The organism is Kitasatospora sp. NPDC056273, assembly GCF_042268845.1.
GTDB lineage: Bacteria > Actinomycetota > Actinomycetes > Streptomycetales > Streptomycetaceae > Kitasatospora.
Genome location: NZ_JBHJSJ010000009.1, coordinates 72745 through 85542 on the forward strand (window position 1 = coordinate 72745; position 12798 = coordinate 85542).

Annotated in this window: 16 protein-coding genes; 7 read left to right on the forward strand and 9 right to left on the reverse strand. The window is 75.0% G+C overall.

Features of this window, described 5'->3' with window-relative positions; genetic code table 11:
• Nucleotides 1-71: 71 nt before the first annotated feature.
• Nucleotides 72-722: a GNAT family N-acetyltransferase gene (locus ACFCY1_RS11035; RefSeq protein WP_375874242.1), complete on the reverse strand. Its 651-nt coding sequence runs from the start codon at nt 720-722 to the stop codon at nt 72-74.
• 138 nt (nt 723-860) lie between these two features.
• On the opposite strand from ACFCY1_RS11035, the gene ACFCY1_RS11040 reads away from it, so the two are divergent.
• Nucleotides 861-2018 (forward strand): acyltransferase family protein, encoded by a 1158-nt coding sequence (locus ACFCY1_RS11040; RefSeq protein ID WP_375874243.1) that lies wholly within the window; start codon nt 861-863, stop codon nt 2016-2018.
• A gap of 274 nt (nt 2019-2292) precedes the next feature.
• Here ACFCY1_RS11040 and ACFCY1_RS11045 read toward each other — a convergent pair whose 3' ends face one another.
• Complete coding sequence (locus ACFCY1_RS11045; RefSeq protein WP_375874244.1) at nt 2293-3129, reverse strand: alpha/beta fold hydrolase; 837 nt, start codon at nt 3127-3129, stop codon at nt 2293-2295.
• A 39-nt stretch (nt 3130-3168) separates the two neighbouring features.
• Nucleotides 3169-3834 carry a DUF4097 family beta strand repeat-containing protein gene (locus ACFCY1_RS11050; protein ID WP_117485363.1) on the reverse strand — a complete coding sequence of 222 codons (666 nt, stop codon included), beginning with the start codon at nt 3832-3834 and terminating at the stop codon, nt 3169-3171.
• Between the two features lie 249 nt (nt 3835-4083).
• Between ACFCY1_RS11050 and ACFCY1_RS11055 the strand changes: the two genes are divergently transcribed.
• Nucleotides 4084-4824, forward strand: coding sequence for a helix-turn-helix domain-containing protein (locus ACFCY1_RS11055; protein ID WP_375874245.1), 741 nt, complete (start codon nt 4084-4086; stop codon nt 4822-4824).
• 42 nt (nt 4825-4866) lie between these two features.
• Here ACFCY1_RS11055 and ACFCY1_RS11060 read toward each other — a convergent pair whose 3' ends face one another.
• From ACFCY1_RS11060 to ACFCY1_RS11070, 3 genes are all read right to left on the reverse strand, one after another.
• Nucleotides 4867-5496, reverse strand: a complete 630-nt coding sequence (locus ACFCY1_RS11060) for a hypothetical protein (protein ID WP_375874246.1) — start codon at nt 5494-5496, stop codon at nt 4867-4869.
• The gene (locus ACFCY1_RS11065) at nt 5493-5720 is read right to left on the reverse strand and encodes a hypothetical protein (protein ID WP_375874247.1); all 228 of its coding nucleotides are present in this window, start codon (nt 5718-5720) and stop codon (nt 5493-5495) included. Before ACFCY1_RS11065 ends, ACFCY1_RS11060 begins: the two co-directional genes overlap by 4 nt.
• 501 nt (nt 5721-6221) lie before the next feature.
• Entirely contained in the window at nt 6222-7160 is a 939-nt protein-coding gene (locus ACFCY1_RS11070) for an NADP-dependent oxidoreductase (protein ID WP_375874358.1), read from the reverse strand.
• A 112-nt stretch (nt 7161-7272) separates the two neighbouring features.
• On the opposite strand from ACFCY1_RS11070, the gene ACFCY1_RS11075 reads away from it, so the two are divergent.
• Both ACFCY1_RS11075 and ACFCY1_RS11080 read left to right on the forward strand, forming a co-directional pair.
• Nucleotides 7273-7683, forward strand: a complete 411-nt coding sequence (locus ACFCY1_RS11075; RefSeq protein ID WP_375874248.1) for a winged helix-turn-helix transcriptional regulator — start codon at nt 7273-7275, stop codon at nt 7681-7683.
• A 119-nt stretch (nt 7684-7802) separates the two neighbouring features.
• Nucleotides 7803-8192 (forward strand): hypothetical protein, encoded by a 390-nt coding sequence (locus ACFCY1_RS11080; protein ID WP_074006307.1) that lies wholly within the window; start codon nt 7803-7805, stop codon nt 8190-8192.
• 7 nt (nt 8193-8199) lie between these two features.
• On the opposite strand, the gene ACFCY1_RS11085 is transcribed toward ACFCY1_RS11080, so the two are convergent.
• The 3 genes from ACFCY1_RS11085 to ACFCY1_RS11095 form a co-directional block, all read right to left on the reverse strand.
• The gene (locus ACFCY1_RS11085) at nt 8200-8802 is read right to left on the reverse strand and encodes an AAA family ATPase (protein WP_375874249.1); all 603 of its coding nucleotides are present in this window, start codon (nt 8800-8802) and stop codon (nt 8200-8202) included.
• A gap of 201 nt (nt 8803-9003) precedes the next feature.
• Entirely contained in the window at nt 9004-9534 is a 531-nt protein-coding gene (locus tag ACFCY1_RS11090) for a DUF6328 family protein (RefSeq protein ID WP_375874250.1), read from the reverse strand.
• Between the two features lie 24 nt (nt 9535-9558).
• Nucleotides 9559-10143 carry a MarR family winged helix-turn-helix transcriptional regulator gene (locus tag ACFCY1_RS11095; protein WP_079272912.1) on the reverse strand — a complete coding sequence of 195 codons (585 nt, stop codon included), beginning with the start codon at nt 10141-10143 and terminating at the stop codon, nt 9559-9561.
• A 49-nt stretch (nt 10144-10192) separates the two neighbouring features.
• Here ACFCY1_RS11095 and ACFCY1_RS11100 point away from each other — a divergent pair, with 49 nt between their 5' ends.
• The 3 genes from ACFCY1_RS11100 (at nt 10193) to ACFCY1_RS11110 (ending at nt 12437) form a co-directional block, all read left to right on the forward strand.
• Nucleotides 10193-11122: a DMT family transporter gene (locus ACFCY1_RS11100; protein WP_375874251.1), complete on the forward strand. Its 930-nt coding sequence runs from the start codon at nt 10193-10195 to the stop codon at nt 11120-11122.
• Nucleotides 11123-11192: 70 nt separating this feature from the next.
• The gene (locus ACFCY1_RS11105; RefSeq protein ID WP_375874252.1) at nt 11193-11777 is read left to right on the forward strand and encodes a nuclear transport factor 2 family protein; all 585 of its coding nucleotides are present in this window, start codon (nt 11193-11195) and stop codon (nt 11775-11777) included.
• Nucleotides 11778-11930: 153 nt separating this feature from the next.
• Complete coding sequence (locus ACFCY1_RS11110) at nt 11931-12437, forward strand: hemerythrin domain-containing protein (RefSeq protein ID WP_375874253.1); 507 nt, start codon at nt 11931-11933, stop codon at nt 12435-12437.
• Nucleotides 12438-12798 lie beyond the last annotated feature (361 nt).

Genomic DNA, 12798 nt, shown 5'->3' on the forward strand with positions numbered 1-12798 from the left:
CCGACTTCCCGCGTCGCGGGGGAGCGGGCGCGCTGCGCCGCTCGCCCCGCGCGGGCGTCCCGGTCGGGTGCTCAGTCGTCGAGGCCGAACAGGGCGCGGCAGCCCTCGTCCAGGCCGGTGACGGTGACCGGGGTGCGGGCGTGCCCGGCCCAGGCCTCGGGGGTCAGGCGCAGGCGCTGGGAGACCACCACCCGCCCGTCCAGGACGTCGCGGTCGATGCCGTCGCCGCGGTAGCCGAGCCGGCGCGAGACGGCCAGCGAGGAGTGGTTGTCGGCGAAGGACAGCGACCTCGCCGACCGCGTCCCCAGCTCCGCGAAGGCCAGGTGGAGCATCGCGGCGCGCATCTCGGTGCCCAGGCCCTTGCCCTGGTGCTCCAGGCCGAGCCAGGAGCCCGAGACGATCTCGCGCCGCACGCCGAACTCCTTGGCGCGCATGTCCTGGATGCCCACCGGGCGCCCCTCGTGGAAGGCCACCAGGTTCAGCGCCCAGTCCTGCGCGCTCCAGCGCCCCAGCCGCCGCCAGTGCAACTGCACCACGTGCCGGGCCCGTTCGGCCGGCGGCAGCTCGCCCCACGGCGTCAGGAACGGGCGCTCCTCGGGCGGGTGGACGCCGCGGGCGGCGACGTCGGCCACCTCGGCGAGTTCGTCCTCGGTGGGCAGGCGAAGCTCCAGGCGGGGCGAGGACACGCGCAGCCCCCGCAGGGGCCAGTGGTCGATGATCATCGAGCCAGTGTGCCCAGCCCGCCCGCGCCGCGCACCGCCATTTCCACCTCGCCTTCACGTCCGCCTCCGCCCCGAATCCACCTCCCGGGGGACAGCGGCGGCGACCCGACTTGACGCACCGTCACCTACAGTCGTGCGATGAGCGCACGAAGTGATACTCGGCTGGTCGGAGGACCGCCACCCCCGCACCGCCTGCCCACCCTCACCTCCCTGCGCTTCGCCGCCGCCCTCGCCGTCTTCCTCTTCCACGCCTTCCTCGTCGCCGACCCGCTGCACCCCGGTGCCCCGCTCGGCTTCTTCGCCGACCCCCGCCTCGCCGCCGCCCTCGCCCACGCCACCTCCAAGGCCGGCTACGCCGGGGTCTCGTTCTTCTTCGTCCTCAGCGGCTTCGTCCTGACCTGGTCCGCGCGCGAGCGCGAACGCCCCGCCGCGTTCTGGCGCCGGCGCCTGGCCCGGATCTACCCCAGCCACCTGGCGATGTGGGCGGCCGCCGCCCTCCTGTTCGCCTGGGCCGCCCCGGTGCGCACCTGGCTGCCCAACCTCCTGCTCGTCCACGCCTACTCGCCCGACCCGGACATCAACTCGGGGATGAACATGCCCAGTTGGTCGCTGTGCTGCGAGGCCCTGTTCTACCTGCTCTTCCCGCTCCTGCACCGCGCCGTACGGTGCCTGCCCGCACGCGCCCTGCTCCCGGCCCTGGCCGCCGCCCTGCTGGCCGCCGCGGCCGTCGCGGGAGCCGACGCGGTCCTGCTGTCCGACCGGCCCCGGATCCCCCAACTGCCCGTCTCCCTCGACCAGCTGTGGTTCGGCTACCTCTTCCCGCCGGCCCGGCTGCCGGAGTTCGTCCTCGGCATGCTGCTGGCCCGCGCCGTCGCCGCCGACCGCGCCCCGCGCGTCCCCCTGGCCGCCGCCGCCCTCCTGGTGGCGCCCGCCTACGCGCTCGCGCTCGCCGTCCCCTCGCCCTACGACTTCGTCCTGCCGATGGTCCTGCCGCTCGCGCTGGTCATCTGCGCCGCCGCCCAGCACGACCTGCGGCGCGGCGCCGGGGACCCGCCGCCGCGCCGCCCGGCCCAGTGGCTGGGCGCCGTCTCCTTCGGCTTCTACCTCTGCCAGGGCGTCGTCCTCTTCCACGGCCGCCCCCTGCTGTTCGGCGACCGCACCTACCCCGCGCCGCTCGCCGCCCTGCTGACCGTCGCCGCCTTCGGCGCGACCCTGGCCGCCGGGGCCCTCAGTCACGCCCTGGTCGAGCGCCCCGCGGTACGGCGCCTCGCCGGCCGGGCGGCGGGAGCCGGCTGAGGGGCGGCGGTGCGGGCGAGAGGCGCGCCGTTCAGTCCGTGGGCCAGGCCCGCAGGTCGGCCAGGGTGAGCGTCCGGAAGCGGCCTTCACCGTCCCCCATGACGAGCAGTTGGAACTGCTCGGGGTCCGACCAGGGGAGCTGCGCGGCGATCCGGGCGAACTCGGCGAACGGCAGGTGGTTCAGGGCGCCGCCGTAGAGGTGGGGAGGCCGCTTCGTGCCGCCCCAGGCGTGCTCCTCGGTGGAGATGTTCCGCAGGCTCCGGCGGACGGGCCGTCAGCGGCCGGTGGCGGGGCGGTCGGGGGCGTCGAGGGCGGCGACCTCGCGCACCGCGTCGGCGATGGCGCGGAAGTCCTTCTTCAGGATCGCGCCGTGGTTGCTGGGCACCTTCGCGCTGATCAGGATGTGCGGGTTGCGCGCGGTGACCGCCGGCAGGGCCGCGCGGATCAGCTCCTGCTCGTCGCCCTTGCTGCCCAGCGAGGTCCCCGAGGCGATCACGTACCGGGTCGGGACGGTGATGGCGTCCAGCACCGGGCCCAGTGCGGCGGCGCTGCCGATCCTGCCGAGTTCGATGTTGGACTCCGACATCTGCCGGTGGGTCATCCGCGGGGTCAGGCCGGTGGGGCGGGCCAGTGCCATGAGCGGCGCCCACCGCCGGAACTGCGTGCGGATGCGCCGCTCCAGCTCCTCGGTCAGCCAGTCGTAGGGCAGCGCGCCGTCCACCAGGACCGCGCCGACGGAGCGGCCCGGGTTGCGCGAGGCCCAGTGCGCGGCGACGAACGCCCCGTAGGACCAGCCCACCAGCAGGGCCCGCCGCACGCCGCGGGCCGCGAGGATGGCGTCGACGTCCCGGACGGCGGCCTCGAAGGAGTAGTCCGCGGAGCGCTTCGACGTCCGGCCGCGGGCCCGCTCGTCGTAGGTGATGTGCCGCAGGCCCGGGCCGAGGTCGGCGAGGACGCGCCGCCAGTAGCCCTGGGTGGCGAACTGGCCGTTGAGGTAGAGCACGGGCAGGCCGGGGCCGCCGGTGTCGGTGGCGGCCAGGGCGGTGTCGTCGACCGGCACCAGGCCGGTCCACGGGGCAGGGCCGGTCGCGGGTGCGGTGCTGTTCGTCATGGTGTCCCCCTTGGACGGGTGTCGGGCCCCGGGACGGGGTCAGAGGCTGCGGGCGGTGATGTCGCCGTGGGAGGTGGTGGCGCGGATGTCGAGCACGGTGGCGCCGTCGTTGCGCAGGGAGTTGGCGACGCGGCCGTGGCCGGTGCCGGCGTCCAGTGCGGCGCAGACCCCGGCGGCGGCGCCGACGGTGATGCTCCCGGACTGGGTGCTCAGCTCGACGGTGCCCCGGTGGGCCTCGGTGACGCGGATGTCGCCCCGGGTGGTGCTGATCCGGGCGGGCCCGCCGAGGCGGCCGACCTCGACGTCGCCGTCGACGGCGCTCAGGTGCAGGCTCGCCGCCTCGTCGACCTTGGTGTGGCGGTACGCGCCGTCGAAGGCGACGTCGCCCAGGCGGCCGACGACGCGCAGTTCGGCGGCCGCGGCCTTGCCCCGTACGGCGGAGCCGGCCGGCAGCTGGACGGTGACCTCCAGGGAGCCGGTGGGGCCGAGCAGCTGGCCGCCGGACGCGGAGGTGACGATCCGCAGGACGCCGTCCTCGTAGGTGACGGCGGTCTGCTCGGCGGCCCGGACGTCGCGGCCCTTGCCGGGCTCGGCGGCCCGGACCTCGACGGTGGTGTCGACGCGCTCGGCGGCGATGAACCGCACGCGCCCGCCGGGGATGTCCAGGACGACGGTGACCGGGGCGGGGGTGGCGAACTTCTGCATGCTGCGCTCCTGTGAGGTTTCGTTCCATCGGTGTTTCCGACATTGGAAACGCTACGTTGCTTTCAAGATCCCGGCAACTAGTTCGTTGCGTCAAAGCGGCGTAATAGCAGGTGGATAGCGGGAAACTGTTGCAACGGACGCACGGGTAACGCAACGGACGCCACCCCGATCATTGCAATGGTCTGAAGGTGAACGCTAAGGTGGGGGCCGACCGGGAACCACACGGCCACCACCACCGAGGAGAACGCGATGCCGGGAGGCAGGCTCACCCAGCAGGAACGCCGGCAGATCGCCCTGGGGCTGGCCGACAGCCTCCCCTACGCCGAGATCGCCCGACGCCTGGAACGCCCCACCTCGACCGTCACCCGCGAGGTCATGCGCAACGGCGGCCCCGTCGCCTACCGCGCCGACCTCGCCCACCGCGCCACCGAACACCGCGCCCAGCGCCGCCGCCCCGCCCCCACGGCCGGCCCACGGCCCGGCACCCACCCCCACGGCCGCGACGACGAGGCCGTGGCCGCCTACGAGGAACAGCTCACCACCGTCCTCATGGGCTCCGGCCTCAACCGGATGGGCGCCCGCGTGGTCACCTGCCTGTCCACCACCGACGCCGGCAGCCTCACCGCCGCCGAACTCGCCCAACGCCTCCAGGTCAGCCCCGCCTCCATCTCCAAGGCGATCGCCTTCCTGGAGAGCCAGAGCCTGGTACGCCGCGAACGCGACGAACGCCGCCGCGACCGCTACATCGTCGACGACGAGCTCTACTACCAGGCCGTCATCGCCAGTGCCCGCGCCAACGACAGGGTCATCGAGACCGCCCGCCAGGGCGTCGCCGTCCTCGGCCCCGGCACCCCCGCCGCCGTCCGCCTGGAGAACATCGCCCGCTTCCTCGACTTCATCAGCGAAAGCATCGTCCGCGCCGCCGAACAGGCCCGCGAAGTCCTCCACACCAAACCCGCGACTGTTATCAAGGGCGAGGCCTCGGAGTAGGACGTCGGCCCCGCCGACTTCCCGCTCCGGTGCGGGGAAGGGTCAGGCCGCCCGGCGCAGCGCGGCCTTCTCGATCGTCCGCACCCGCCGCCACGTGTACACCCACGCGTCGATGTCCCGCACCCCGCAGATCTGCAGGAAGTGCCGCACCTTCTCCATCTGCGGAAGGGACGTCGCGTTGAGCATGTCGGAGATCGTGCTGCGCCGCAGGACCTTGCCGTAGGCCGTCTGCCGCTGCTGGTGCAGCCGCGCGCTGCGCTCCTCCAGCCGGCGCAGCGACGGCTCGCCGGCCCAGACCCTGACGTCCTCCAGGCCCGCGACGAACTCCTTCACGGTGGAGAACAGCACGGGATCGGGCTCGCCTGCGGCCGGGACCGGCACGCGCCAGTCGGGGGCGGGTAGCGGCCTGGCGGCCGTCCGCGCACGGATGGGGAGTTCCGCCATCGCTTCCTGGTGAAGGAGTAGCGCGCGCTGCTGGGCGCGCTCGCCCACGTCCATCGCGTCCAGCAGCGCTCGCAGCTGCTCCTCCGGAGGCAGAAGGAGCCCCCGGACGACCTCGAATACGAAGGAGGGGGACGTTTCGGTCCTGCGTGCGAGCTCTTTCAAGGATTGCCCGGAAACGGATCGACGGTGCTTCTGCAGCTCGTGCGCAAGCTCCTCGCGTGCGCTCATCGCCGCCCCCGCGCGGCCGTTCCGGAGGCCTCGACAGCGGCGGTGACGATGACGGTCACCAGTGCCTCGACGGCGTACCCGAGGACGATCAGGGCGACGACGCCGGCCAGGGCGACCGCGAGGAACGCGGCGGACAGCGCGGCCCGCCGCAGGCCGGAGCCCTCGGCGGGCGGGGCGGCGGGCGGCGGCGTGCGCCGTACCGCGCATCGGAGTTCGAGCAGCACAGTGGTCCCTTCTGAACCCTCAACCCGGACGTGGGGATTGCCGTCCCCTGGGCCACCCGGCGGGTGGTTGGGCCAGATCATGCGCGGGTCGCCAGGCGCCGCGCAAGTTCTCGCCTGCGGCTCCTCCGGCGGCAACCAGGCATTGCAAGACTTGATGTGACTGACTGTCGGGACGGATTCGGACACCATCGCCACGCCGCCGGCGCCCGCGTGTCCAAAGCCGTCCGGGACTGTCCGAGATCGTCCGGGCGCCTTCGGGCGGGTCGCCGGGATCACGCCTGCTCAGGGTGGTCCAGCGTCCGGGAGTGTCCGAAGCCGTCCGGTCGGCTTGGTCGCGGCGCCGCCGAATGCAAGAGTTGCGATCCGAGAGCCCTTCCCCTCAACCCGGACGGTCTCCCCGGGCGGAGCGCTGTTGCCGCAGCCCCGCCGTGACGCGGATCACATCGGAGAAGGCCTGCCCCCGTCCCGGGAGCAGGTCTTCTCCTCGTTCCCTCCGGCCGGTCAGGGTGTCAGGAGCAGCCGCCCGCGCAGGCCTCCGGCCTCCAGGCGGCGGTGGGCGTCGGCGGCGTCGGTCAGGGGGAGGGTGTCGGCGACCCGCAGGGTGAGGCGGCCGTCGGCGGCGAGGCCGGACAGGCGGGCCAGCGCCGGGCCGTCGGCGGTGATCCACACGTTGGCGACCCGGATGCCGCGCAGGGGCACCGGGGCGCTGCCGGCCGCGACCGCGACGAAGGCGCCGCGGCCGCGCACCGCGCCCAGGGCCCGTACGCCCAGCAGGGCGGCGTCGACGGCGCCGTCGACGCCGCCGGGCACCGACTCCCGTACGGCGGCGGCCACATCGGGTGCCGTACGCGGCACGAACCACTCGGCGCCCAGGTCGCGCACCAGCGGCTCGTCGTCCTGTCCGGCGAGTGCGACCACCCGTAGGCCGCGCAGGGCGGCCAGTTCGACGGCGAAGCCGCCGACGCCGCCCGCCGCGCCGGTGACCAGGACGGTGGAGCCGGTCGGCAGGTCGAGCAGGTCCAGGGCCTGTAGCGCGGTGAGGCCGTTGAGCGGCAGCGTCGCGGCCTGGGCGAGGGTGGCGCCGGCCGGGGCGGGGGCGAGGGCGTCCGCGTCCAGGACGACGTGCTCGGCGTAGGTGCCGAGGTCGGTGTCCAGGCGGTCGCGCAGGCCCACCACCGGCTGGCCGAGCGAGAATTGGGTCACCTCAGGTCCGACGGCGTCCACCGTCCCGGCCACGTCCCAGCCGATGCCGGTCACCGCGCGCGGGGCCATCAGCCCGGCCCCGGCGAGCACCCCGGAGCGGGTGACCGCGTCCACCGGGTTGACCCCGGCCGCCGCCACCCGCACCCGCACCTGCCCGCGGCCAGGGCGCGGCGGCGCCACCTCCACCAGCTCCAGCACCTCGGGACCGCCGAACTCCCGCACCACCACGGCACGCATCACGACACCCACCCCTCACGAATCGGCAACTCCACCCAACCTAAGGAGAGTTACTCTCCATGGGGAAGGACGCACCCGAAGGTGCGTACCGCACGGAAAGGAGAGTGGGCCGATGCCCACCACGACCGCCGCCCGGCGCCGCGCCGCCGAGGCCGCCGCCTACGACGCCTACCTCGCCTGGTGCCCGGCCCGCCAACTCCTGGACCGGATCGGCGACAAGTGGGTCAGCCTGCTCGTCTCCGCCCTCGCCGAAGGGCCGCTGCGCTACAGCGACCTGCGCCGGCGCCTGGCCGGGGTGAGCGAGAAGATGCTCACCCAGACCCTGCGTGCCCTGGAACGCGACGGTCTGGTCAGCCGCACCGTCACCGCCGGGGTGCCCGCCCGCGTCGACTACGAGCTCACCGGGCTCGGGCGCGACCTGCTGCCGCTCGTCCGGCAGATCAAGGACTGGGCGGAGAGCCACATGCCCCAGGTGCTGGCGGCCCGCGCCGCGTACGACGAGGACCACCGGACACCGGACTGACCCGGGGAGACCGGGGACGGTAGGGCGCAACCTCCGGCGGGGCGGCTCGTTGGGCGTACGGGTCGAACCGACCGGCCGGGGGCGGGAGTACGCCCCGGCCCTGACGGATGGGGACGTTCATGACCGACACCGACACCGCCGCGGACTCCGCGGTCCGCAGCGGCAGCCCGGACTCCGCGGTCGACCGGGTCGCCGACTTCTACGGCGCCTACGTCGACGCCGTCTCCGACGGCACCGACGACCTGGGCACCGAACTGCGCGCCCACTACCTCACCGAGGACTTCCGACAGCGGCTGGCGGCCTGGGAGGAGGCCAACCATGCCGACGGCGTGCTGCGTGCCCAGGACGTGCCCACCCGCTGGGAGGTGCGCTACCACGACTCCGGCGCCGGGCACCTGTTCACCACCGTCACGCTGACCTGGGGCACCGGCCCCGACGCCGGGCACACCCGGCTGGCGGTGCAGAGCGACCTGGGCACCAAGCTGATCTCGGACATCGAGGAGGGCTGACCCGCCGTCACGCCAGGGCTGCGGCCAGGCGCTCGGGCAGGGTGGCGTACGGGCGGCACTCGACCACGGGCAGCGCGTGGGCGCGGGCCTGGTCGGCGAGCCAGGTGCTGTAGCGGGCGCTGACGGCGGCGCGTTCGGGCTGCGGGCCGTTGTCGGGCTCGCGGTCGGCGTAGTTGGCGCTGATGCTCCGCGGGTCGTCCTCGTGCAGGAAGACCGCGCGCACCCGCCGGCCCTGCTCGGCGGCCTCGGCGGTGGCGCGGGCGGCGGCGGCCGGGGTGAGGTAGTCGCCCTCCACGATCGCGGGCACGTCCACGGTGAGCCGGTTGCGCACGACGCCGAGCAGCGCGTCGTCCAGGGCGCGGGCGGTGGCGATCTGGAGTTCCAGGACGCGGTCGGCGCCCAGCGCGTCGGGGTCGGGCACGGCGGAGAAGTGGTGCAGGCCGGGGTGGCTGTCCGCGTTGGTGGCGGCCTGGAGGGCGGCCACGACGTCGTCGAACTCGACGACGAACGCGCCGTGTCGAACGCGCAGGAGGTCGGCGGCGCGGCTCTTGCCGAGGCCGGAGGCCCCGCCGATCAGCAGGACGTCCCACGGGATTTCGTCGGTATGCATACCGGCACGGTAAGCGGTTCGGGGTGCGGGTGGGCTCCGGGGGGTGGGGGAGGCGGCCGAGGGCGCGCCTCCCGGCCCGGCCCCCGGCGCCCGGAAGCCGGCCCCGGCCCGGTCCGTGGTCCGCCGCCCGCACCCCCGGTGCGGGCGGCGGCAGCGAACGGCCGGCAGCGGGCGGGCCCGTGCGGCGGCGCCCGGGTCCGGTCAGGCGCTGTCGCGGCGGGCGGAGCGGCGCACCGCCCAGGGCAGGCCGAACCACAGCACGGCGAAGATCAGCGCGATGCCGCAGGTGATCGGCACCGCGAGCGCCGTGCCGAGGACGACGTCCAGGACCAGCAGCACGGCGCCGGTCAGCGCGGAGGCGAGCAGCAGCAGGCCCACCTGGGCGACGCGGATGGAGACGGCGACGATCCGCTCCTTGCCCGGGTGGCGGTACAGCCCGCGGTGCAGGGCGACGGGGGTGGCCAGGACGGCCGCGGCGACGACCGACAGCAGCAGGGTGGTGACGTAGACGTCCTGCTGGGCGTCGGTGAGCTGGGCGAAGCGCGGGGTGAAGGCGACGCCGAGCAGGAACGCGAAGACGATCTGCACGCCGGTCTGGAGCACTCGCAGCTCCTGCAGCATCGCCACCAGGCGCCGGTCGGCGCGCACGGCCGGGTTCCCCCAGCCGGGCGGGGGAGCGGAGTCGGACCGGTGGCCGGGCGAGGGGGAGTCCGGGGGAGGTGCACTGGTCATGCGTCAGCTTCCCACGGCCCGGCGTCAGGCCCCGCGCGTCGCACCGGGGTCCGCGCCCCCGGTGCCGTCCAGGCGCTGCTGCCAGACGGTGAGCAACCCCTGCAGGGCGCCCGCCTCCTCGGGGCTCAGGTGGGCCAGCAGCCGGTGCTCGTTGCGCATGTGCGCCGTGAACGCCTCGTCGATCAGGCGCCGGCCGGCCTCGGTGAGCGCGACCACGCGCCCGCGCCGGTCGTCGGCGGCCGGGCGCCGGGTGACCAGCCCGGCGCGCTCCAGGCGGTCGATCCGCTTGGTCATCGCCCCGGTGGTCACCATCGTGTGCGCGGCCAGCTCGCCCGGGGCCCGCTCGTACGGGGCGCCGGCCCGGCGCAGCGCGGCGAGCACGTCGAACTCGCCCTCGCCCAGGCCGTAGCGCTGGTAGACGAGGGTCAGCTCGGCGGTCAGGCGGGCGGCGAGGCGGTGCAGGCGCCCGATGACGGCCTGCGGGGAGACGTCCAGGTCGGGGCGTTCGCGCCGCCACTCGGCCTGGACCCGGGCGACGTGGTCCGCGGCGTCGGTGGGGTCCGCGTGGTCGGCGTGCTGTCCGTGTCCCTGTCCCTGTCCGTGCTCCATGGGCGCCATCCTACCTCCGATAGCTTCCCAGGAAGCTATATTGTCTTCCATGGAAGCCAATACGCGGTGGGTCCTGCTCACCGCCCTCGCCCCCGTCGCCTGGGGCGCCAACTACTGGGTCACCCACGCCCACCTGCCCGCCGACCACCCCCTGTGGGGCGCCGCCCTGCGCGCCCTGCCCGCCGGCCTGCTGCTCCTCGCCCTCGCCCGCCGCCGCCCGCACGGCGCCTGGTGGTGGCGCAGCGCGCTGCTCGGCCTGCTCAACACCGCCGTCTTCTTCGTCCTGCTCTACCTCGCCTCCCAACTGCTGCCCACCAGCGCCGCCGCCACCGTCATGGCCGCCTCCCCGCTGACCATGCTGCTCACCGCCTGGGCCCTGGCCGGCCCGCGCCCGCGCCGCGCGCACCTGGCGGGGGCGGTGGTGGGCCTGGCCGGCGTCGCGCTGGCCCTGGCCGGACCGGGGGAGGGCATCGGCTGGGCCGGGCTGGCCGCCTCGGCGGCCGCGATGCTGGTCTCCTCCGTCGGCTACGTGCTGGCCGCCCGCTGGCGCGAGGGCGCCGACCCGCTCGCCGCCACCGCCTGGCAGCTGACCGCGGGCGGCCTGGTGCTGCTGCCGCTCGCCGCCGCCGTCGAGGGCCCGCCCCCGCCGGTGGACGCGCCCACCCTGCTCGCCTTCGGCTACACCACCGTGATCGCCACCGCGCTCGCCTTCGCCTGCTGGTTCGCCGGGCTGCGCCACCTGCCGGCCGGCACCGTGGGCCTGCTCGGACTGCTCAACCCGCTCACCGGCGTGCTGCTGGGCACGGCGCTGGACGGCGACGCCTTCGGGCCGCGCCAGGGCGCGGGGCTGGCGCTGGTCGTGGTGGGCATCCTGCTCGGACGGCCGCGCGCAGAGCCCGCTGTCCGTCCCGCCGCCGAGTCCGCTGCCGGGCGGGCCCGCCCATCGGCGGACCGGGACCTTGATCTCAAGTCGACTTGAGGTCCTAGCCTCCGTGGTGCGCGACCGGACCGGGTCGCGCCGCGCACGGCGACCCCGAGGAGCCAGGGCCATGACCACCGACACCACCGCCACCGACACCGACACCGACACCATCGCCGCGAACCTCGCCGCGCTCGAACAGCGGGTCCGGGTCCTCACCGACCGCGCCGAGATCACCGGCCTCATCGACGGCTACCTGCTCAGCCTCGACACGGTGCCCCGCGACGGCGGGCGGTTCGACGAGGCGTGGGCGCGGCGCTACTTCACCCCCGACGTGCGGATCACCACGCCGGTGGGGGACCACGAGGGCATCGACGGGCTGGCCGAGTCCGAGCAGGCGACCCTCGGGAAGTTCGAGCGGACCCAGCACGTGGGCGCCAACCACATGATCGACCTGGACGGGGACCGGGCCGCGGTGCGCTGGAACGCCGTCATGGCGCACGTCCACCTCGCCTCCACCCAGCGGGCGCGCGGCGAGGAGCCCGGCGGCCGCTTCGACGTCGGCGGCACGTTCACCGGCGAGGCGGTGCGCACCCCCGACGGCTGGCGCCTGCGGAGCCTGGACGTGCGGGCCGTGTGGACGAGCGGCAGGGGCCCGCTCGTCCTGACCCCGAAGGCCGGGGCGACCCTGCGCGACCTCGCCGGCGGAGCGTGACGGCGGCCCCGGGACACCGGCCGGGGCGTCACTTGGGCCGGGGCCCCGCCGCTTGCCCGCCGGGCGGATCACGTGATCTGCTGGCGCGAGCATCGCGTGCCGGTGACGGACCGCGTCAGGCATGGAGGTGCGCGACCGAAGGGACCGCCACCCGTGGCCTCCCCCTCCACCGGCCGTACGGCCGCCCTCAGCCTGCAACTCTCCCGCGCGCACCAGGACTTGCGCCGCCGCCTCGCCGACCTGCGCGCGAACCTCGGCCGGCCCCGCCCGGACGGCGACGACGACCGGCTCCTCACCCACTGCCTGGCCTTCTGCACCTCCCTGACCAACCACCACCAGGGCGAGGACGACGGCCTGTTCGCCCAACTCCTGCGCGAACGCCCCGACCTGGCGCCGACCATCGCCAACCTCGTCGAGGACCACGGCTTCATCACCGGCATCCTCACCCGGGTACGGCACCTCGCCGACCAGGCCGCCGGACGGCCCGACGCCGACCTGGAGGCGATCGGACGCGAACTCGACGGGCTCGCCGCCATCATGGACTCCCACTTCGGCTACGAGGAACGGGCCATCGGCGCCGCCCTGGACGCCGGGGTGCGCGACAACGGCTGGTCCGAACCGGTCCTGCGCTTCCGCGCGCCGCGGGACCCGGCACCGTAAAACCCGGGCGCCATAGAACCCGCGCACCGTAAAACCCGTCGCACCGTCCGGCCCGCCTTCCCTACACTCGCCACGCGGCCGCGCCCCGACGCGCGGCCCGAACGCGACGACCGTGACGTACGAGATGGGGAGAGGGGGCGGGCGGCCATGCCGAAGCAGAGTGCCGCCGCCCCCTCTCCCGCGTCGCGGTACGAGGTGATCCTGGTGTCCCGCCTCTCCCGGTGCCCGCTGCGCGGCCGGCACCGGAGCAGTGCCGCCACCGTCTGACACCGGCCCGTGAGGCCGTAAGCCCACTGTGTGGCAACGAACCCGACGGTCCGTCGGCACTGCCGAATCGCGCGCCCACCCACCAGCAGGACCG

Excerpts from the sequence above, each read along its gene's own strand:
- ACFCY1_RS11035 (WP_375874242.1), bottom strand. The coding sequence starts at position 722 with ATGATCATCGACCACTGGCCCCTGCGGGGGCTGCGCGTGTCCTCGCCC.
- ACFCY1_RS11040 (WP_375874243.1), top strand. The coding sequence starts at position 861 with ATGAGCGCACGAAGTGATACTCGGCTGGTCGGAGGACCGCCACCCCCG.
- ACFCY1_RS11045 (WP_375874244.1), bottom strand. The coding sequence starts at position 3,129 with ATGACGAACAGCACCGCACCCGCGACCGGCCCTGCCCCGTGGACCGGC.
- ACFCY1_RS11050 (WP_117485363.1), bottom strand. The coding sequence starts at position 3,834 with ATGCAGAAGTTCGCCACCCCCGCCCCGGTCACCGTCGTCCTGGACATC.
- ACFCY1_RS11055 (WP_375874245.1), top strand. The coding sequence starts at position 4,084 with ATGCCGGGAGGCAGGCTCACCCAGCAGGAACGCCGGCAGATCGCCCTG.
- ACFCY1_RS11060 (WP_375874246.1), bottom strand. The coding sequence starts at position 5,496 with ATGAGCGCACGCGAGGAGCTTGCGCACGAGCTGCAGAAGCACCGTCGA.
- ACFCY1_RS11070 (WP_375874358.1), bottom strand. The coding sequence starts at position 7,160 with ATGCGTGCCGTGGTGGTGCGGGAGTTCGGCGGTCCCGAGGTGCTGGAG.
- ACFCY1_RS11075 (WP_375874248.1), top strand. The coding sequence starts at position 7,273 with ATGCCCACCACGACCGCCGCCCGGCGCCGCGCCGCCGAGGCCGCCGCC.
- ACFCY1_RS11080 (WP_074006307.1), top strand. The coding sequence starts at position 7,803 with ATGACCGACACCGACACCGCCGCGGACTCCGCGGTCCGCAGCGGCAGC.
- ACFCY1_RS11085 (WP_375874249.1), bottom strand. The coding sequence starts at position 8,802 with ATGCATACCGACGAAATCCCGTGGGACGTCCTGCTGATCGGCGGGGCC.
- ACFCY1_RS11090 (WP_375874250.1), bottom strand. The coding sequence starts at position 9,534 with ATGACCAGTGCACCTCCCCCGGACTCCCCCTCGCCCGGCCACCGGTCC.
- ACFCY1_RS11095 (WP_079272912.1), bottom strand. The coding sequence starts at position 10,143 with ATGGAGCACGGACAGGGACAGGGACACGGACAGCACGCCGACCACGCG.
- ACFCY1_RS11100 (WP_375874251.1), top strand. The coding sequence starts at position 10,193 with ATGGAAGCCAATACGCGGTGGGTCCTGCTCACCGCCCTCGCCCCCGTC.
- ACFCY1_RS11105 (WP_375874252.1), top strand. The coding sequence starts at position 11,193 with ATGACCACCGACACCACCGCCACCGACACCGACACCGACACCATCGCC.